Source organism: Geodermatophilus sp. SYSU D00758 (assembly GCF_054049955.1).
On the sequence record NZ_JBJGYK010000003.1, the window covers coordinates 21,832 to 39,312 of the forward strand.

The following is a 17,481-nucleotide window of genomic DNA, read 5'->3' on the forward strand; positions in this document are numbered from 1 at the left end:
CCCCAGCGGGGGGCATCGCTGGTGCGCCTGGGCTCAAGGACGGGCCGCGGCCGCCGATGTCCCCCACATGGAGATCACGCTGCCGGGTGACCGTGGGGGTCTCGTGGGCGCCGACGTGCAGGTGCCCGTCCTCGGCGGCGGGCTGCGGCGCTACGTCGACCTGGACGGCGCCGCGACCACCTCGGCGTCCACGGCGGTGGCCCGGGCCGTGGCGGACTTCCTGCCCTGGTACTCCAGCGTGCACCGCGGAGCGGGGGCCAAGTCGCAGTACTCCAGCGCGCGCTACGAGCAGGCCCGCGAGACGGTGCTCCGGTTCGTGGGTGCGGACGCCTCGACCCACCTGGCGCTCTTCCCGCGCAACACCACCGAGGCGCTGAACGTCCTGGCCTTCCGGCTGGGCCTCGGCCGCGACGACGTGGTGGTCACCACCGCGGCGGAGCACCACGCCAACCTGCTGCCGTGGCGCCGGCACGCCCGGCTGCGGGTCGTCGAGGTGGGGCCCGACGGCACCTTCACGCCGGGCGACGTGGTGGCGGCGCTCGACCAGCGCCCGACCCCGCGCGTCCTGGCGCTCACCGGGGCGTCCAACGTCACCGGGTGGCTCCCGGCGCTGGCGGAGATCGCCGCGGCCGCGCGGGCCCGCGGCGTGCTGGTGGTCGTCGACGCCGCCCAGCTGGTCCCGCACCGGCCGGTCGACATGACCGCCCTGGGCATCGACGCGCTCGCCTTCTCGGGGCACAAGACCTACGCCCCCTACGGGGCCGGGGCCCTCGTCGCCCCGCGGCACCTCTTCGCCGACGGGGAGCCGCTGCTGCTCGGCGGCGGGGTCGTCCAGGCCGTGTCCTTCGACGACGTCGTCTGGGCCGAGGCGCCCGACCGCGAGGAGGCCGGCTCGCCGAACGTCCTGGGGGTGGTCGCGCTCGCCGCCGCCCTCGACGAGCGGGCCCGCCTCGGGTGGCCCGCCCTGCTGGCGCACGAGGCCGAGCTCACCCGGGCCCTGGACGCCGAGCTGGCCGACGTCCCCGGACTGCGCCGCTACGGCCCGGCGGGCGGCGACCGGCTGCCGGTCGCGGCCTTCGCGCTCGACGGCGTCCCGCACGGACTGCTCGCCGCGCGGCTCGCGCACGAGCACGGGATCGGGGTGCGCAGCGGGTGCTTCTGCGCCCATCCCTACGTCGGCCGGCTGCTCGGGCTCAGCGAGGCCGAGGTCGACCGGTTCCACTCCGACGTGCGTGCCGGCGCCCGCGACCGGCTCCCCGGGGCCGTGCGGGCCAGCGCCCACCGGGGCACCACGGTCGAGGACGTCGCCGCGCTCGGCGCGGCGCTGCGGGCCGTCGCCGCCAGCCCGGGGGGCGCGCGCCACTACCGGGTGGACGCCCACGGCGACCACGTCCCGCGGGAGGTGGCGGAGACCCCGGGGCCGGACCCGCAGGAGGGGGCGCACGGGAGGGCCGTGCCGCTGGTGCCCGTCAGCGCGGCGTGAACCGGGAGCCCCGGACCGCGCTCCGGGGCTCCCGGAGGGTCACCGGAGGCGCTTCACCCGGCGGTTGGTCGCCCGGGCCGCGCGCAGGCCGGCCTCGGTACCCGCCCGCGTCCCCCGCCGGGCCAGGGCCCCGGCGGTCGCGGCCGCCGGCACGGCCACGGCGCCGGCCTTCCGCGTGCCCCGCCGGGCCGCACCGGACGCCGTCCGGGCCCCGCGGGACACCCGCTCGGCCGGGGTCGGCGGACGCCGCTCCCACGGCCGGCGCGGACGCAGCCGCCGCTCCCACGGCGGCCGGGCGTGCAGCTGCCGCTCCCACGGCGGCCGGGCCTCCAGCCGCCGCTCCCACGGCGCGCGGGCCCGCAGCCGGGCGGCCCGGACCGCGGCCACCAGGGCGGCCAGCGCCGCGGCGACCCCCAGGGCGGCCGGCAGCCGGCTCCTCCGGGCGGCCGGGGCGGTGTCGGAGGTGCTGCTCGGCTGGGCGGCCGGGGGTGCCGACGGCGTGCTCGCCGTCCCGCCGGCCGGCATCGGTGCCACGGGCGTCCCGGCCTGCTGCTCCCCGTGCTCGCCGGAAGAGTCCTCGCCGGGACCGTCCTCGCCGGCACCGGCGGGGAGCAGGGTCTCCGAGGCCTCCCGCGACGCCCGGATGCCGTAGTGGCGGTAGAGGTCCGCCTCCTCGGCCTCGCTGAGCTGCCGCCCGGCGTCGCGGTGGGGAGCGGCGGCGACGGCGTCCCGGGTGACCGTGACGCGCACCTGCCCGGCCTGCTCGGTGGCGTCCACCACGGGGACGACGACGGTGGCGCCGTCGAGCTCCGCGGACACCCACTCCGGTCGTCCGGTGGCCTCGTCGGCGAACACCGCGGTGCACCGGCCGATCTCGGCACCCTCGCGGTCCACGACGGTCAGTCCGACCCACGTGCGGGCCTCGTCCCGGTCGGGCAGGTCCATGGTCTCCTCCTCGGGGGTGCGACGACGGCGGAGGGGCTCCTCCACGGGGGAGCCGGGTACCCGGGACGGCGCTCCGAAACCGGACCGACCGCGGCGCCCGCCGCGCGGGGGCCGGGCGTGGCTCAGCCTGCGCCGCGGAAGTCCGGCGGCCGCCGCTCCACGAAGGCGCGCACGCCCTCCCGGCCCTCCGGGTCGGCGGCGGACTCGGCGATCAGCCGGGCCTCCTCGTCGAGCTGCTCGTCGAGGGAGCGCACCGCCGCCTGCCGGACCAGCGCCCGGGTGCGCACCACGGCCCGCACCGGCCCGGCGGCCACCGCGTGCGCCAGGGCCGTGGCCGCGCCGTGCACCTCCGCGTCCGCCACGAGCCGGGCGACCAGGCCGCAGGCGTGCGCCTCGGCCGCGCTGAGCGTCCCGTCGGACAGCAGCAGGTCCAGCGCCCGCGGGGCGCCCAGCGCGCGGGTCAGCGCCCACGACGTCCCGCCGTCCGGGGAGAGCCCGATCGCCCCGTAGGCCGGGCGGATCTTCGTCGAGCGGCCGCAGACGACCACGTCGCAGGCGCCCACGAGCCCGACCCCGGCGCCGGCCACCGCGCCGTGCACCCCGGCGACGACGGGGACGGGGCAGGTCACCAGCGCCCGCACCACCTCGTGCCAGGCGGCGGCCAGCCGGGCGATGTGCGCGGCGGGGTCCGCGGCCGCGGCGAAGCCCTGCACGTCCCCGCCCACGCAGAAGCGCGGCCCCTCCGCCAGCACCAGCACCGCCCGGGCGCCCTCCGGCCGGTCCCGCAGCGCGGCGAGGAACCCGGCGGTCATGGCGAGGTCGATGGCGTTGCCGTTCTCGGGCCGGTCCAGCGTGATCCGGTGGACGTCGCCGTCCAGGGTCGTGCGCACGCGCGGGCGGTCCTGCTCGTCGGTCATCGTCGTCCCCTCCGGTGCCGGTGCGGACACCGTAGGGTCCGCCGCCCGATCCCTAGAACCAGGAGGGGAACCACATCCGGTCCAGCCACTCGGCGTGCGAGAGCGGCGACCCGGTGAGGACGGGGTGGAAGAAGGAGAAGGTCGCCACGACCACGCCGACGTACAGGCCGACCACCCCGAGCCCCAGCTGCCGGCGCCACGGCGGTGCGCCCGGGGGGCCCAGCGCGTCCTGGAGGACGAGCACCACCGCGAGCACGAGGAACGGCACCACCGGGGCGGTGTAGAAGGCGAACATCGTGCGCTCGGGGTTGAGGAACCACGTGCCCCACCCCGCGGCGACCGCGACGACGACCAGGAGGGCGGCCGGGTCGCGGCGGGCGACCAGCCGCCACGCGACCCAGACCAGCGCCGGGGCGAAGGCCAACCAGAGGGTCGGCGTCCCCACCATGAGGATGTACCGGACCACCTGGTCACCGGCGGCGTCGGTGAGCCCCTGCGGGTTCCACAGCAGGATCGGCCGGCCGTTGACCAGCCAGGTCCACGGCCCGGACTCCCACGGGTGGGGGCTGGACAGCCCGCTGTGGAAGCGCAGCCACTCGGCGTGCTGGTGCCACAGCGAGCGCAGCGCGTCCGGGACCCAGGGGAAGGCCGTGTCGGGGTTCTGCTGCGCCCAGTGCCGCCCCTGGGCGGTCTCGCCGAGGAACCACCCGGTGAAGCCGGCCAGGTAGGTCAGCACCGGCACGGCGGCCAGCGCCCACAGCGCCCCGGGCAGGCCCCGGCGGGCGGCGGCGACGGTGGGCCGGGGGACGCCGGCCTCCCGCCAGGCGGCGCGGTCCCAGAACAGCGACAGCACGGCGAAGCCGGCGAGGAACCACACCCCGCTCCACTTCACCGCGCAGGCGCAGCCGAACAGGACCCCGGCGGCGATCCGCCACCCCCGCGGGCCGAGCCGGAACCCGCCGGCGGCGACCTCCCCGGCGGTGCGCACCCGGGCCCGCACCCGGTCGCGGTCGACGACCAGGCAGGCCACCGCGGCCACGACGAACACCTGCAGGAAGACGTCGAGCAGGCCGATCCGGGAGAGGGTGAACGACATGCCGTCGACGGCCAGCAGCAGCCCGGCGACCAGGCCGAGGAACGTCGAGCCGGTGAGCCGCCGGGCCAGCCGGGTGAGGACGACGACCGCGACGCTGCCGGCCACCGCCGACGGCACCCGCCAGCCGACGCTGTCGTAGCCGAACACCTCGATGCCGGCGGCGATCAGCCACTTGCCCAGGGGCGGGTGGACGATGAACGTGTAGCCGCGGTTGTACTCGTGGCCCCAGCGCAGCAGCTCGGCCGCCTCGGGCGGGTAGTAGGCCTCGTCGAACAGCAGGTCCGACGGGTAGCCGATGCCCCACAGGCGCAGGCCCAGCGCGCCGAGCCCGAGCAGCCCGGTGAGCACCCAGGCCAGCCGGCGGTCCCCGGGCAGCGGCGGAGTGGCGTCCCGGCGGGGCCGGGGTGCCCGCCGACGCCCGGCTCCCCGCGGCGCGGCGTCGTCCGGGTCCCGGTCGGTCCGCTCGGGGGCCAGCACCGCCATGGGGGCCAGGGTAGTGAGCGGACCCGCCCGCCCCCCGTCACTGCCGCGCTCGCGCCGGCCCCTGCCGGCGGGCCTCCGCCGATCGCCGTGACAGGCTCGGCCCCATGACCGGTCGCCTCGTGCTCGGCGGTGCCCCCCTCGGCCAGCCGGGGGACGTCGGCCCGCGGCTGCGGTCGGCCCTGGCGACGGCCGACGTCCTCGCCGTCGAGGACACCCGGCGGCTGCACCGGCTGGCCGCCGACCTCGAGGTGACCCCGGCCGGGCGGGTGGTGACCTTCCACGAGTCGGTGGAGCGATCGAGGCTGCCCGGCCTGCTCGACGCGCTGCGCTCCGGTGCGACCGTGCTGCTGCTCACCGACGCGGGGATGCCCTCGGTCTCCGACCCCGGTTACACGCTGGTGCGGGCGGCGGTCGAGGCCGGCGTCGAGGTGACCTCGGTGCCCGGGCCGTCGGCGGTGACCACCGCCCTGGCCGTCTCCGGGCTGCCGGTCGACCGCTTCTGCTTCGAGGGGTTCCTGCCGCGCAAGGCCGGGGAGCGGCGGTCGCGCCTGGCGGGCCTGGCCGGGGAACCCCGCACGATGGTCTTCTTCGAGTCCCCGCACCGGCTGGCCGACGCGCTCGTCGACGCCGTAGCCGCCTTCGGCGAGGACCGGCCGGCCGCGGTCTGCCGGGAGCTCACCAAGACCCACGAGGAGGTCCGGCGCGGGCCGCTGGGCGACCTGGCCGCCTGGGCCGCCGAGGGGGTGCGCGGCGAGATCACCCTGGTGGTGGGCGGCGCGCCCGCGCGGCCGGTGGCGGTGTCCCCGGCCGAGCTCGCCGCGGAGGTGGCCGCCGAGGAGGCCGCGGGCGCGACCCGCAAGGACGCCATCCGTGCCGTCGTCGTCCGCACGGGCCTGCCCCGCCGGACCGTCTACGACGCGGTGGTGGCCGCGAAGGACCCGTGACCGGAGCCGGCGCGGCTGCTCACCGCACCACCTCACCCGCAGGGTGGAGTGGTGGTCGTGCGCGCACCGGTGCCCGAGGGGCCTGCGGCCAGGGCGGCGGCGAGGCGCGTGATCAGGTCATCGGGGCGGTGGAGGTCCGCGGCCGTGACGAAGACGACCCGCCACCCGGCGGCCTGGAGCCGGTTCAGACGTCGGCGGTCCCGGGCGAACTGGCCCGGCTCCGCATGCCAGGTGCCGTCGTACTCGACCGCGATCCTCCGGTCGGGCCAGGCGAAGTCGACCCGCGCGACGACACCGCGCTCGTCCTGCACCTGGTACTGCGCCACGGGCACCGGCAGGCCGCCACGGCCGATCAGCAACCGCAGCCGTGTCTCCTGCGGCGACTCGGCGAGCCCGTCCGCGCGCGCCACCACCTCGCGGGCCCGCGCGGATCCCGGGCCCCGGCCCACCGCGGCCAGCTCGCGGATGGTGGCCAGGTCGACGACCCCGGTCGCGACCAGCTGGTCGACCGCGACCACCCCCGCATCAGCGGGCAGCGCCGCGGCCACCCGCACCGCGGTGGCCTCCGGCGTGGTCACCCGGATCCCGCGGCGCCGGAGCACCTCGCCGGCGGGCAGGTCGGCCCTCCGGACGCGGATGCCGGCGACCCGGACGTGGTGGTGCCCGCGGGGGACGGTGAGCTCAACGTCGTCCTCGTCCCCCGCGAGCGCGACGCCCCACAGCACGGCCGCGCTGGCGCCGGTCGCCACACCGAGGGGTACACGGAGCGCCGCGGCCCGCACCCGCAGCTCGTGCGTCACGGGGACGGCGTGGTGGACGTACACGTCCTGCAGGAGCCGGCGCCAGGTGCTGCCATCGAGCTGGCGCCGGCTCAGCAACCCGCTGCGGACGGCCTCGGAGCCGCGGAAGGGGACGCGATGCAGGCAGTCGGGGACCGCGGCCGGTCGGGGCACCGGGGAAGGTTGCACCAGGCGGGCCGGACGCCGTCCCGTCCGTCCACAGCCCGGTAGCGGCTGCGCAGGGATCCACCTCCCAGCCCGCGCGGTGAGGTGCGACTGCGCGCACCGACCGGCGCCATGCCCCCCGCTACAGCCAGCCGTTGCGCTTGAAGCCGCGGTAGAGCAGCACGATCGCGCTGAGGATCACCAGGAGCACCAGCGGGTAGCCGAACCGCCACTCCAGCTCGGGCATGTACTCGAAGTTCATCCCGTAGATGCCGGCGATGGCGGTGGGGACGGCGATGATGCCCGCGTACGCGCTGATCTTGCGCATGTCCTCGTTGTCGGCCTGCGAGGTGCGGGCCAGCGAGGCCTGCAGGATCGAGGTCAGCAGCTCGTCGAGGCCCGCGACCTGGTCGCGGACCCGGATGGCGTGGTCCTCGACGTCCCGGAAGTAGGACCGGGTGGCCTCCGGGACGACGTCCACCTGCCGCTCCGCGAGCTTCTGCAGCGGCACCAGCAGCGGGGACACCGCCCGGCGCAGCGACATCAGCTCCCGCTTGAGCTGGTACAGCCGGCCGATGTCGTCGGTGCGCTCCGGGCTGAACACCGACGACTCGAGCTCGTCGACGTCCTCCTCCACCGCGGCGGCCACGTCGACGAAGTCGTCGACGACCCGGTCGGCCACCGCGTACAGGACGGCGGCCGGCCCGAGGCAGAGCAGGTCCGGCTGCTGCTCCAGGCTCTGCCGGAGGTCGCCGAGCGAACCGTGCTCGCCGTGCCGCACGGTGATCACGTAGTGGTCGCCGAGGAAGACCATGACCTCGCCGGTGTCGACCACCTCGCTGGTCGCCGTGAGCCGGTCGTGCTCCACGTAGGTCGCGGTGGTCAGCACCATGAACAGGCCGTCGTCGTAGCGCTCGAGCTTGGGCCGCTGGTGCGCGTAGACGGCGTCCTCCACGGCCAGCGGGTGCAGGCCGTACTGCTCGGCGAAGTCGGCGAGCTCCTCCTCGCGCGGTGCGTACAGTCCCAGCCAGACGAAGCCGCCCTGCTCGGTGGCCTGGCGCAGCGCGTTGCGGTGGTCGGCCGGCTCCTGCCGCACCCCGTCGACGTAGATGCCGCAGTCGACCACCGGGGGGACGCCCTCCGGGCGGGCCGGTGTGGTCCGGGCCGGTGGTGGCCCGGGCGGGCCGGCCGGGCGCGGGCGCAGTGCGGGAGACGCCGCGGGACGGGCGCCCGCGGCTCCGGCAGGGGTGTCCGAGGCGGTCATCGACGCTCCTCTCCGGGCCGGGTGCCCGCGTCAGCGTAGGCGGGCCGGGCCGGCGAGCCCCGCGGCCGCAGCACGGCCGGCTCCCCCCGGGGGGTGAGGGCGACCCGCGCAGGGGTCCAGCCACCGGCCGGACCCGCCGACCCGACCGGTGACCGTCGTCCCCGGCCAGGGAGAGCAGCCCCGTGGCGAGCACCGTCCTCGACCGTCCCCTCTTCGGCACCGGCAGCCCGGCGCGGCCCTGGCGGCGCCCCCCGGCGGCCGTCCTGGGGGCCGCGGCGGTGTCCGCGCTGGAGGCGGTCGCCCTGGTCGCCGGCGCGCTCACCGGCCTCGACGGGCTGCTCGCCGCGCCGCTGCACCCGCCGGGCCTGCTGGTCGGGGCCCTCGTGCTGCTCCTGGCCACCTGGGTGGTGCTCTGCGCCGGGGGCGCCGCGCTGCTCCTCGACGGCTCCGGTGCCCGGCTGCTGACCGGCGTGGCCTGCGGGGAGCTGGTCCTCGGCGGCGGCCTGCTCGCCGTGGGTCTGCTCACCTCGCTGCTGGACCCGCTCCCGGTCGCGCTGCCGCTGCCGGCGCTCGCGCTCACCGCGCTGGCCGTCCCGGTGGGCAAGCTGCTGCTCGCCGGCGCCCCCTCGGCGGCGACGTGGGCCGGGCAGCAGCGGCGGACGGCGGTGCACCACCCGGCCCCCGAGCCGGTCCGCACCCGGGCCCGCGCGGTGACCGTCGGCCTCATCGGCCTGGTGCTGGTGGGCGTCGCGCTCGCCACGCCGGCGCCCGTGCACGGCGGGGACGTCCCGGCCCCGGCCGGGGTCACCGGGGCCCCCTGAGGAGGTCCGTACCCTCGACCCGTGAGTGATCGGCACATCCTGACCGCCGTCGCCTGGCCCTACGCCAACGGCCCGCGGCACATCGGCCACGTCTCCGGCTTCGGCGTCCCCTCCGACGTCTTCAGCCGCTACCAGCGCATGGCCGGCAACCGGGTGCTGATGGTCAGCGGGACCGACGAGCACGGGACGCCGATCACCGTCGCGGCCGACGCCGAGGGGGTGACCCCGCGGGAGATCGCCGACCGCAACAACCGGGTGATCGTCGGCGACCTGCAGTCCCTCGGGCTGTCCTACGACCTGTTCACCCGGACCTCGACGGTCAACCACCACCAGGTCAGCCAGGAGATCTTCCTGGGCCTGCTCAGGAACGGGTACGTCTTCCCGCAGAAGACCCTGGGCGCGATCAGCCCCTCGACCGGGCGGACCCTGCCCGACCGCTACATCGAGGGCACCTGCCCGATCTGCGGGTACGACGGCGCCCGCGGCGACCAGTGCGACAACTGCGGCAACCAGCTCGACCCCGTCGACCTGATCAACCCGGTGAGCCGGATCAACGGCGAGACGCCGCGGTTCGTCGAGGAGGAGCACTACTTCCTCGACCTGCCGGCCTTCACCCGGGCGCTGGGCGACTGGCTCGGGTCGCGGAAGAGCTGGCGGCCCAACGTGCTCAACTTCAGCGTCAACCTGCTCGAGGACCTCAAGCCGCGCAGCTACACCCGCGACATCGACTGGGGGGTGCGGGTGCCGCTGGACGGCTGGCGGGACCGGCCGGACAAGCGCATCTACGTGTGGTTCGACGCGGTGGTCGGCTACCTGTCGGCCTCCATCGAGTGGGCCCGCCGCTCCGGCGACCCCGAGGCCTGGCGGCAGTGGTGGCAGAGCCCGGACTCCGACGCCTACTACTTCATGGGCAAGGACAACATCGTCTTCCACGCCGAGATCTGGCCGGCGCAGCTGCTCGGCTACAACGGCGAGGGGGACCGGGGCGGTTCACCCGGATCCCTGGGCCGGCTGAACCTGCCCACCGAGGTGGTCTCCAGCGAGTTCCTGACCATGGAGGGGCGCAAGTTCTCCTCCTCGCGCCAGGTCGTCATCTACGTGCGCGACTTCCTCGCCCGGTACGACGCCGACGCGCTGCGCTACTTCATCGCCGCCGCCGGGCCGGAGACCCAGGACACCGACTTCACCTGGGCGGAGTTCCGCCGGCGCAACAACGACGAGCTGGTCGCCGGCTGGGGCAACCTGGTCAACCGGTCGGTCTCGATGGCCGCCAAGAACGTCGGCGCCGTCCCGACGCCGGGCGAGCTGACCGGCGCCGACCGCGCCCTGCTGGCGGCGACGTCCGGGGCCTTCGGCCCGGTCGGCGACCTGCTGTCCCGCAACCGGCAGAAGGCGGCCGCGGCCGAGGCGATGCGGGTGGTGGGCGAGGCCAACAAGTACCTGTCCGACCAGGCGCCGTGGAAGCTCAAGGAGGACCCGGCCCGCCGGGACACCGTGCTGCACACCGCGCTGCAGGCGGTCAGCGACTGCAACGCGCTGCTCACCCCGTTCCTCCCGCACTCGGCGCAGAAGGTGCACGAGCTGCTCGGCGGGGCCGGTGTGTGGTCGCCGGCGCCGCGGGTCGAGGAGGTCACCGACCTCGACGACGGCTCGCCGTACCCGATCATCACCGGCGACTACGACGAGGGGCAGGCGGTGTGGGCCTCCCGCCCGCTGCCGCCGGGGACGCCGCTGTCGCCGCCGACCCCGGTGTTCAAGAAGCTCGACGAGTCGATCGTCGCCGAGGAGCTGGCCAGGCTGGAGGAGAAGGGGAGCTCTGCGTGAGTCGGTCGGCGAGCGCCCGCGCCAACCGGCGGGGTGAGCCGCCGCCGTCCCCGGAGCCGCTGCCGGCGCCGGCGGTCGACAGCCACACCCACCTCGACATCGTCCTCACCGGGTTCCGCCCCGAGGACGGGCAGCCGCCCGCGGAGGCGGACGTCGACGCCGAGATCGCGGCCGCGGTGGCCGTCGGCGTCCCCCGGCTGGTGCAGGTCGGGGTGGACGTCGCGTCCTCGCGCTGGTCGGCCGAGCTCGCGGCACGCCGGCCGAACGTGCTCGCCGCCGTCGCCGTGCACCCCAACGAGGCCGGCGCCGGCGCGGCCGACGACGACGCCCTGGCCGAGATCGACCGCCTCGCCGCGCTGCCGCGGGTGCGGGCGGTGGGGGAGACCGGGCTGGACCGGTACCGCACCGGCCCGGGGGGCTGGGCGGCGCAGGAGGCCGCGTTCCGGGCGCACGTCCGGATCGCGAAGGAGCGCGGCGTCGCCCTCGTCATCCACGACCGGGACGCCCACGAGGAGGTCCTCCGGGTGCTCGACGACGAGGGTGCGCCGGAGCACACGGTCTTCCACTGCTTCTCCGGGGACGCTGCGTTCGCCCGGGCCTGCGTGGCCCGCGGGCACGTCCTCTCCTTCGCGGGGACGCTGACCTTCGCCAACGCCGGGTACCTGCGGGAGGCCGCGGCGCTCACCCCGCTGGACCAGCTGCTGGTGGAGACCGACGCACCGTTCCTCACCCCGGTGCCGCACCGCGGGCGGCCCAACGCCTCCCGGTTGCTCCCGCACACGGTGCGGGCGCTGGCCGAGGTGACCGGGGTCGACGTCGAGGAGCTCTGCTCCGCGCTGACCCGGAACGCCGAGCGGGTCTTCGGTCCCTGGGAGGTGTGACCCCGTCGCGGGTGGAGGTCGCGGCAGCGCGGCCGGGGGAGTTGACGGTCCCGTGACCGGGCGCCCCACGGGCGCCGAACCGGGGGACACTGGCTGTCGTGGGCCGCCTCATCGCCGTCGTGCTGTTCATCGCCCTCCTGGTGCCCGGGGTCCTGCTCGCCCGCGCCTGGTGGCTGGCCGCCGGGCGCCGTGCGGTCGCCTCCGCGGCCGTGGAGTTCGCGACGCCGACGCCCGAGGGCAGCACCACCCTCCAGCGCCAGGCGCTGCACGGCCGCCGGGTCCGCCGGCTCGGGCTGCTGCTCGGCATCGTCGGCATCGTCGCCAGCGTCGTGCTCTTCGCGGAGGCGTCGGTCTTCCTCTGGGCGCCGGCCCTCGTCGTCGGCCTGCTGCTCGGCGTCGTGCTCGCCGAGGCGACCCGCCCGCGCCCGCGCTGGCGCGCCGGCTCCCCGGCCCGCCGGCCGCGGCAGGGCGACCAGATCTCCCTGGCGCTGCTGTGGACGATGCGTGCGGTCGTGGCCGCGGAGGTCGTCGTCACCGTGCTCATGTGGCAGCGCGACCAGCTGCCCGACTCGGTCGCCTGGGTCGCCCTGGCCGTGCCCCTGCTGGCCTGGGTGCTCGCGGAGGTCGCCCTGCTCCGCTCGCTCCTCCGGCCGATGCCCGCCGAGGGTGCCGACGTCCCCGTCGACGAGGCACTGCGCACCTGGACCGCCCACCTGGTGACCGCCGCCGTGAGCGTGCTGGCCCTGCTGCCGCTGGGCACCCTGCTGCTGGCCGCCGGCATCGACCTCGGCGACCGCGTCACCGACGGCGCCGACCTGCTGCCGGTGGCCCTCGTGGCCGGCGGCTTCGCGGGGCTGGCCGCCGGGCTCGCCGTGGCCGGGTTCCTGGTCACCTGGCTGCGCCCGGTGCGCAACGGGGAGCGCGCCCTGACCGGCTGAGCGGCCACCCACCGGCCCGGTCCGGGCCCTGCGCCGGCCCGGTCCCGGGCATCGTGCTGTGGCCCTCGTCACCTCGCGGGCCCCACGCTGCCCACCCGTCACACCGGCCTCACCCGGCGCGCCGTTGACCCTCCGTGTCGGCGCGTCCACGAGTCGACACATCGCCGCCCTGGTTCACTCGCCACGCATCGTTGTCCGGTGCACCGAGTCCGTTAACGTGTCGGAACCAGCCGGGGTGGGGATCGACCCGGGCGGCGTCCACCGACCGGGAGTCCCCGCTCCTGATCGGCTGCCGTGCGGGTGCTGGAAACGGTCCTCTGCCCGGGTCCGGAGACCCCTGGAAGTGCCGTGGCCCGAACGCTCAAGCTCGCCCTCTTCGCCCTCGTCCTGTGCGGACTGGTGGGCGGCTCCCTGGCCTACTTCGCCGCCCAGAAGTCGGTGACGCTCACCGTCGACGGCCAGGCGCGCGAGGTCAGCACCTACGCCTCGACCGTCGCCGAGGTGCTCGAGGACGAGGGCCTGCGGACCCGGGCGCACGACGTCGTCCTGCCGGAGCCGGCGGCGCCGGTGGCCGACGGCGACACGGTGGTGGTCAACCGGGCCCGCCCGCTGCAGCTGACCGTGGACGGCGTCACCAGCGAGGTCCACGTCACCGCGCTGTCGGTCGAGGAGGCGCTCGACCAGCTGGGGTACCGGGCCGAGGACATCGTGCTCTCGGCCAGCCGCAGCGAGCGGCTGCCCCTCGACGGCATGGCCCTGTCGATCACCACGCCCAAGGACGTCACCCTGGTCGTCGACGGCACCGAGCAGGTGGTCACCACCACCGCACCGACCGCCGGCGACCTCCTCGCCGAGCGGGGCATCGCGCTCGCGCCCACCGACCGCACGAGCCTCTATCCGGAGCAGGCGCTGCTGGACCGCATGCGGCTGCAGGTGTTCCGCGTCCAGGTCACCGAGGTCACCGAGGTCGCCGCGATCCCGCACGCGACCGTCGAGACCGCCGACCCGGAGCGCCTCGAGGGCGACGAGGCGGTCACCCGGCAGGGCGTGGACGGCGAGCAGGCCACCGTCTTCCGGGTCACCGTCACCGACGGCGTCGAGACCGGCCGCGAGCAGCTCTCCCAGACCGTGACCCGCCAGCCGGTCGACGAGCTCGTGAGCGTGGGCACCAAGGAGCGCCCGGCCGCCCCCGTCTCCTCGGGGAACACCCCGAGCGCCGACGGCCTCAACTGGGCAGCGCTCGCGCAGTGCGAGTCCGGCGGGCGGCCGAACGCGGTGAGCTCCACGGGTAGGTACCGCGGCATGTACCAGTTCTCCCAGGCCACCTGGAACTCGGTGGGCGGCACCGGGGACCCGGCCGCGGCCTCCGCCGACGAGCAGACCTACCGCGCGCAGCTGCTGTACCAGCGCTCCGGCGCCGGCCAGTGGCCGCACTGCGGACCCCGGCTGTTCAGCTGATCGGGTCCTCCTGACCGGCACACCGTCCGACGGGCTGCTGGGCCCGGCCGCCATCCGCGACCTGGCCCAGCAGCTCGACCTGCGCCCGACCAAGACCCTCGGGCAGAACTTCCTGCACGACGCCAACACGATCCGGCGCATCGTGCGCACCGCCGAGCTGCGCGCCGACGACGTCGTCCTCGAGGTCGGGCCGGGCCTGGGCTCGCTGACGCTGGGGCTGCTGCCCGAGGCCGCCGCCGTGACCGCCGTGGAGATCGACCCGCGGCTGGCCGCGCTGCTGCCCGCCACCGTGGCCGCCCGCCGCCCCGACCTCGCCGACCGGCTCACCGTCGTCGAGGCCGACGCGCTGCGGGTCCGGGAGCTGCCGGGCCCGCTCCCGACTGCGCTCGTGGCCAACCTGCCGTACAACGTGGCCGTGCCCGTGCTGCTGCACCTGCTGGAGCTGCTGCCCTCGCTGCGCCGTGCGCTGGTCCTCGTCCAAGCCGAGGTCGCCGAGCGGCTCGCCGCCGCGCCGGGGTCCCCGGCCTACGGGGTCCCCTCCGTGAAGGCGGCCTGGTACGGCGAGGTCCGGCGCGCCGGCAACGTCGGCCGGCGGGTGTTCTGGCCCGAGCCCAACGTCGACTCCGGGCTGGTCGCCCTCGACCGGCGGCCCCCGCCGCCGGGGGACCGTGCGGCGACGTTCGCGGTCGTCGACGCCGCCTTCGCCACCCGCCGCAAGGGGCTGCGCGCGGCGCTGGCCCGCTGGGCGGGCGGCCCGGCGGCGGCCGAGGAGCGGCTGCGGGCCGCCGGGATCGACCCGGCCACGCGGGGCGAGCAGCTCTCCGTGGCCGACTTCGCCCGCCTCGCGGCCGTCGCCGGGGAGACCCGGCCGTGAGCTGGGCGACCTCCGGGGGCCCCGGCCGCATCACCGGAGACGGCACGGTCACCGCCCGCGCCCCGGCCAAGGTGAACGTCCACCTCGCGGTCGGCCCGCTGCGCCCCGACGGCTTCCACGAGCTGCGCACCGTCTACCTCGCGGTGTCGCTGTTCGACACGGTCACCGTCCGCCGCGGGCGGGGCCTGTCGCTGGCCGTCACCGGCGAGGGGAGCACGGCGGCTCCGGGAGCGGGCGCCGTCCCGACCGACCGGCGCAACCTCGTCTGGCAGGCCGCCGAGCTGCTCGCCGAGCACGCCGGCGTCGCGGCGGACGCCGCCATCACGATCGACAAGTCCATCCCCGCCGCCGCGGGGCTGGCCGGGGGCAGCGCGGACGCCGCCGCCGCGCTCGTCGCGCTCGACGCCCTGTGGGGCACCCACGCCACCCGCGGCGACCTCGCCGGGCTGGCCGCCCGGCTGGGCAGCGACGTCCCCTTCAGCCTGCACGGCGGGGTGGCGCTGGGCTCCGGGCGCGGCGAGCAGCTCTCGCCGGTCCTGGCCCGGCGCCGGTGGGACTGGGTGCTCGGCATCGCCGGGGAGGGGCTGTCCACGCCGGCCGTGTACGCCGAGCTCGACCGGCTGCGCGCCGACGGCCGGGTCCCCGCCGGCACCGACCTCGACCCCGCCGAGCCGGTGATCGCCGCCCTGCGGTCCGGGCCGGCGGAGGCGTTGGCCGCCGCGCTGGCCAACGACCTGCAGGCCCCCGCGCTGTCCCTGCGCCCCGACCTGCGGCGGGCGCTGCGGGCGCCCACCGCGGCGGGGGCGGTCGGCGCCCTGGTGAGCGGCTCGGGGCCCACCGTGGCCGCGCTGGTCGAGGACGCCGACGCCGCCGTCCGGCTGGCCGCCACCCTGGCCGGTGAGGGGGTCTACCGCACCGTGCGCGCGGTGCACGGCCCGGTCCACGGCGCCCGCCTCGTGGGCTGAGCAGGCGCCGGCCGGCCCCCGCTCAGGGCGTGCCGGGAGGCCGCAGGCGGGCCAGGCCGTCCCAGGCGAGGTCCACCAGGGCGCCGACCACCTCGGCGCGGCCGGGTGACCGGGTGGGCAGCCACCACTGGCCGACCAGGGCCACCATCCCCACGAAGGCCTGGCTGTGCAGCGCCCCCAGCCCCGGGTCGAGGCCCCGGCGGCGGTACTCGGCGGCCAGCACGTGCCCCACGCGGGCGGCCAGCTCGCCGAGCAGCGCGGGGCCGGGGGGAGCGCCGCCGCTCGCCGGGGAGTCGGCGGAGAGCACCCGGAAGCCGTCGGTGTCGTCGGCCACGTAGTCCAGCAGCACCGCGGCCGCCCCCTCCAGCAGGGTCCGCGGCGGCCCACCGGCCGCCAGCGCGGCCCCGAACCGGTCGAGCAGCCGCCGCAGCTCGCGGTCGGCGACGGCGGCGTGCAGCGCCTCCTTGCCGCCGAAGTGCTCGTACACGACCGGCTTGCTGACCCCGGCGCGGGCGGCGAGCTCCTCGACCGAGGTGGCCGCGTAGCCGCGCCGGGCGAACAGCTCGCGGCCCACGTCGAGCAGCTGGGCACGGCGCTGGGCGCCGCTCATCCGCGCCCGCCGGCCGGACGGGGCGGCGGCCGGGACGGGGGTCAGGACGGCGCCGGTGCGGGGACCCGCCGCGCGGCCAGCCGGACGGGGTCGGGCCAGCGCACCGAGTGGGCCCACCCCAGCTTCTCGAACGCCCAGATCACCCGGGCGCTGATGTCGACCTGCCCGCGCAGCACCCCGTGGCGGGCGCAGGTCGGGTCGGCGTGGTGCAGGTTGTGCCACGACTCGCCGGCGCTGAGGATCGCCAGCGGCCAGAAGTTCGTGGCCCGGTCCCGGGAGGCGAACGGCCGGTTGCCGACGACGTGGCAGACCGAGTTGATCGACCAGGTGACGTGGTGCAGCAGCGCCACGCGCACCAGGCCGGCCCAGAAGAACGCCGTCCAGGCGCCGGTCCAGGTGCCGGTCACGACGCCCCCGACGACGGCGGGCAGGGCCAGGCTCAGGAAGGCCCAGACGACGAACAGCCGGCTGGTGCGCCGCAGCGTGGTGTCCTTGAGCAGGTCCGGGGCGTAGCGCTCGGGGTTGGTCTGCCGCCGGTCGAACAGCCAGCCGAGGTGGGCGTGCCACATGCCTCTGAGCAGGGCGCGGGCGTCGCTGCCGTAGCGCCACGGCGAGTGCGGGTCGCCCTCGCGGTCGGAGAAGGCGTGGTGCCGGCGGTGGTCGGCGACCCACTGGACGACCGGCCCCTGGATCGCCATGCAGCCGACCACGGCCAGGCCGACGCGCAGCGGCCGGGCGGCCTTGAACGACCCGTGCGTGAAGTGCCGGTGGTAGCCGACCGTGATGCCCAGCAGGGTGAGGAAGTAGAAGCCGACGGCCAGGCCGACGTCGAGCCAGGACAGGCCCCACCCCCACACCGCCGGGACGACGGCCGCCAGCGCCAGGAAGGGCACCACGACGAACACGTACAGCGTGAGCTGCTCCAGGGGGCCCTTCTCCTTGCCGAGGGCGTTGGCCGGCAGCCCGGCGTCGGGATCGGCCGGCCGGGGCGGCGCGGTGGGGCGGGTGACGGCAGGGGCGGGCACGCGGTCTCC

16 protein-coding genes are annotated in these 17,481 nt (G+C 76.9%); 9 read left to right on the top strand and 7 right to left on the bottom strand.

Annotation, left to right across the window (positions count from 1 at the left end; genetic code table 11):
• Nucleotides 1-67 precede the first annotated feature (67 nt).
• Entirely contained in the window at nucleotides 68-1,483 is a 1,416-nt protein-coding gene (locus ACI8AC_RS03185; RefSeq protein WP_456895110.1) for an aminotransferase class V-fold PLP-dependent enzyme, read from the top strand.
• A 39-nt stretch (nucleotides 1,484-1,522) separates the two neighbouring features.
• Here ACI8AC_RS03185 and ACI8AC_RS03190 read toward each other — a convergent pair whose 3' ends face one another.
• The 3 genes from ACI8AC_RS03190 to ACI8AC_RS03200 form a co-directional block, all read right to left on the bottom strand.
• The gene (locus ACI8AC_RS03190; protein WP_456895112.1) at nucleotides 1,523-2,473 is read right to left on the bottom strand and encodes a PRC-barrel domain-containing protein; all 951 of its coding nucleotides are present in this window, start codon (nucleotides 2,471-2,473) and stop codon (nucleotides 1,523-1,525) included.
• 77 nt (nucleotides 2,474-2,550) lie between these two features.
• Nucleotides 2,551-3,345 (bottom strand): enoyl-CoA hydratase/isomerase family protein, encoded by a 795-nt coding sequence (locus ACI8AC_RS03195; RefSeq protein WP_456895114.1) that lies wholly within the window; start codon nucleotides 3,343-3,345, stop codon nucleotides 2,551-2,553.
• A gap of 52 nt (nucleotides 3,346-3,397) precedes the next feature.
• The gene (locus ACI8AC_RS03200) at nucleotides 3,398-4,924 is read right to left on the bottom strand and encodes a dolichyl-phosphate-mannose--protein mannosyltransferase (RefSeq protein WP_456895116.1); all 1,527 of its coding nucleotides are present in this window, start codon (nucleotides 4,922-4,924) and stop codon (nucleotides 3,398-3,400) included.
• A 104-nt stretch (nucleotides 4,925-5,028) separates the two neighbouring features.
• Between ACI8AC_RS03200 and rsmI the strand changes: the two genes are divergently transcribed.
• Nucleotides 5,029-5,868, top strand: coding sequence for a 16S rRNA (cytidine(1402)-2'-O)-methyltransferase (gene rsmI / locus ACI8AC_RS03205; protein ID WP_456895118.1), 840 nt, complete (start codon nucleotides 5,029-5,031; stop codon nucleotides 5,866-5,868).
• A gap of 32 nt (nucleotides 5,869-5,900) precedes the next feature.
• Here rsmI and ACI8AC_RS03210 read toward each other — a convergent pair whose 3' ends face one another.
• Nucleotides 5,901-6,821, bottom strand: coding sequence for an endonuclease domain-containing protein (locus ACI8AC_RS03210; RefSeq protein ID WP_456895120.1), 921 nt, complete (start codon nucleotides 6,819-6,821; stop codon nucleotides 5,901-5,903).
• A 133-nt stretch (nucleotides 6,822-6,954) separates the two neighbouring features.
• Entirely contained in the window at nucleotides 6,955-8,076 is a 1,122-nt protein-coding gene (gene corA / locus ACI8AC_RS03215) for a magnesium/cobalt transporter CorA (RefSeq protein WP_456895122.1), read from the bottom strand.
• A gap of 182 nt (nucleotides 8,077-8,258) precedes the next feature.
• On the opposite strand from corA, the gene ACI8AC_RS03220 reads away from it, so the two are divergent.
• The 7 genes from ACI8AC_RS03220 to ACI8AC_RS03250 all read left to right on the top strand — a co-directional run bounded on the left by ACI8AC_RS03220 (nucleotide 8,259) and on the right by ACI8AC_RS03250 (nucleotide 15,837).
• A complete protein-coding gene (locus tag ACI8AC_RS03220; RefSeq protein ID WP_456895124.1) occupies nucleotides 8,259-8,897 on the top strand; it encodes a hypothetical protein in 639 nt (212 codons plus the stop codon).
• A gap of 21 nt (nucleotides 8,898-8,918) precedes the next feature.
• Entirely contained in the window at nucleotides 8,919-10,721 is a 1,803-nt protein-coding gene (metG, locus tag ACI8AC_RS03225; RefSeq protein ID WP_456895126.1) for a methionine--tRNA ligase, read from the top strand.
• On the top strand, nucleotides 10,718-11,602 hold the full coding sequence (locus ACI8AC_RS03230) for a TatD family hydrolase (RefSeq protein ID WP_456895128.1): 885 nt from the start codon (nucleotides 10,718-10,720) through the stop codon (nucleotides 11,600-11,602). The genes metG and ACI8AC_RS03230 overlap by 4 nt, the downstream gene beginning before the upstream one ends.
• A gap of 98 nt (nucleotides 11,603-11,700) precedes the next feature.
• Nucleotides 11,701-12,540 carry a hypothetical protein gene (locus ACI8AC_RS03235; RefSeq protein ID WP_456895130.1) on the top strand — a complete coding sequence of 280 codons (840 nt, stop codon included), beginning with the start codon at nucleotides 11,701-11,703 and terminating at the stop codon, nucleotides 12,538-12,540.
• Between the two features lie 348 nt (nucleotides 12,541-12,888).
• Entirely contained in the window at nucleotides 12,889-13,998 is a 1,110-nt protein-coding gene (locus ACI8AC_RS03240; RefSeq protein WP_456895132.1) for a ubiquitin-like domain-containing protein, read from the top strand.
• A 142-nt stretch (nucleotides 13,999-14,140) separates the two neighbouring features.
• The gene (gene rsmA, locus ACI8AC_RS03245; RefSeq protein WP_456895134.1) at nucleotides 14,141-14,872 is read left to right on the top strand and encodes a 16S rRNA (adenine(1518)-N(6)/adenine(1519)-N(6))-dimethyltransferase RsmA; all 732 of its coding nucleotides are present in this window, start codon (nucleotides 14,141-14,143) and stop codon (nucleotides 14,870-14,872) included.
• Nucleotides 14,869-15,837 (top strand): 4-(cytidine 5'-diphospho)-2-C-methyl-D-erythritol kinase, encoded by a 969-nt coding sequence (locus tag ACI8AC_RS03250; protein ID WP_456895136.1) that lies wholly within the window; start codon nucleotides 14,869-14,871, stop codon nucleotides 15,835-15,837. The genes rsmA and ACI8AC_RS03250 overlap by 4 nt, the downstream gene beginning before the upstream one ends.
• A gap of 22 nt (nucleotides 15,838-15,859) precedes the next feature.
• On the opposite strand, the gene ACI8AC_RS03255 is transcribed toward ACI8AC_RS03250, so the two are convergent.
• Both ACI8AC_RS03255 and ACI8AC_RS03260 read right to left on the bottom strand, forming a co-directional pair.
• Nucleotides 15,860-16,447, bottom strand: a complete 588-nt coding sequence (locus ACI8AC_RS03255) for a TetR family transcriptional regulator (protein WP_456895138.1) — start codon at nucleotides 16,445-16,447, stop codon at nucleotides 15,860-15,862.
• Between the two features lie 41 nt (nucleotides 16,448-16,488).
• A complete protein-coding gene (locus ACI8AC_RS03260; RefSeq protein ID WP_456895140.1) occupies nucleotides 16,489-17,472 on the bottom strand; it encodes an acyl-CoA desaturase in 984 nt (327 codons plus the stop codon).
• Nucleotides 17,473-17,481: the final 9 nt, after the last annotated feature.

Coding starts and splice junctions, on each gene's coding strand:
- ACI8AC_RS03185 (WP_456895110.1), top strand. CDS start 68: ATGGAGATCACGCTGCCGGGTGACCGTGGGGGTCTCGTGGGCGCCGAC.
- ACI8AC_RS03195 (WP_456895114.1), bottom strand. CDS start 3,345: ATGACCGACGAGCAGGACCGCCCGCGCGTGCGCACGACCCTGGACGGC.
- ACI8AC_RS03200 (WP_456895116.1), bottom strand. CDS start 4,924: ATGGCGGTGCTGGCCCCCGAGCGGACCGACCGGGACCCGGACGACGCC.
- rsmI (WP_456895118.1), top strand. CDS start 5,029: ATGACCGGTCGCCTCGTGCTCGGCGGTGCCCCCCTCGGCCAGCCGGGG.
- corA (WP_456895122.1), bottom strand. CDS start 8,076: ATGACCGCCTCGGACACCCCTGCCGGAGCCGCGGGCGCCCGTCCCGCG.
- ACI8AC_RS03255 (WP_456895138.1), bottom strand. CDS start 16,447: ATGAGCGGCGCCCAGCGCCGTGCCCAGCTGCTCGACGTGGGCCGCGAG.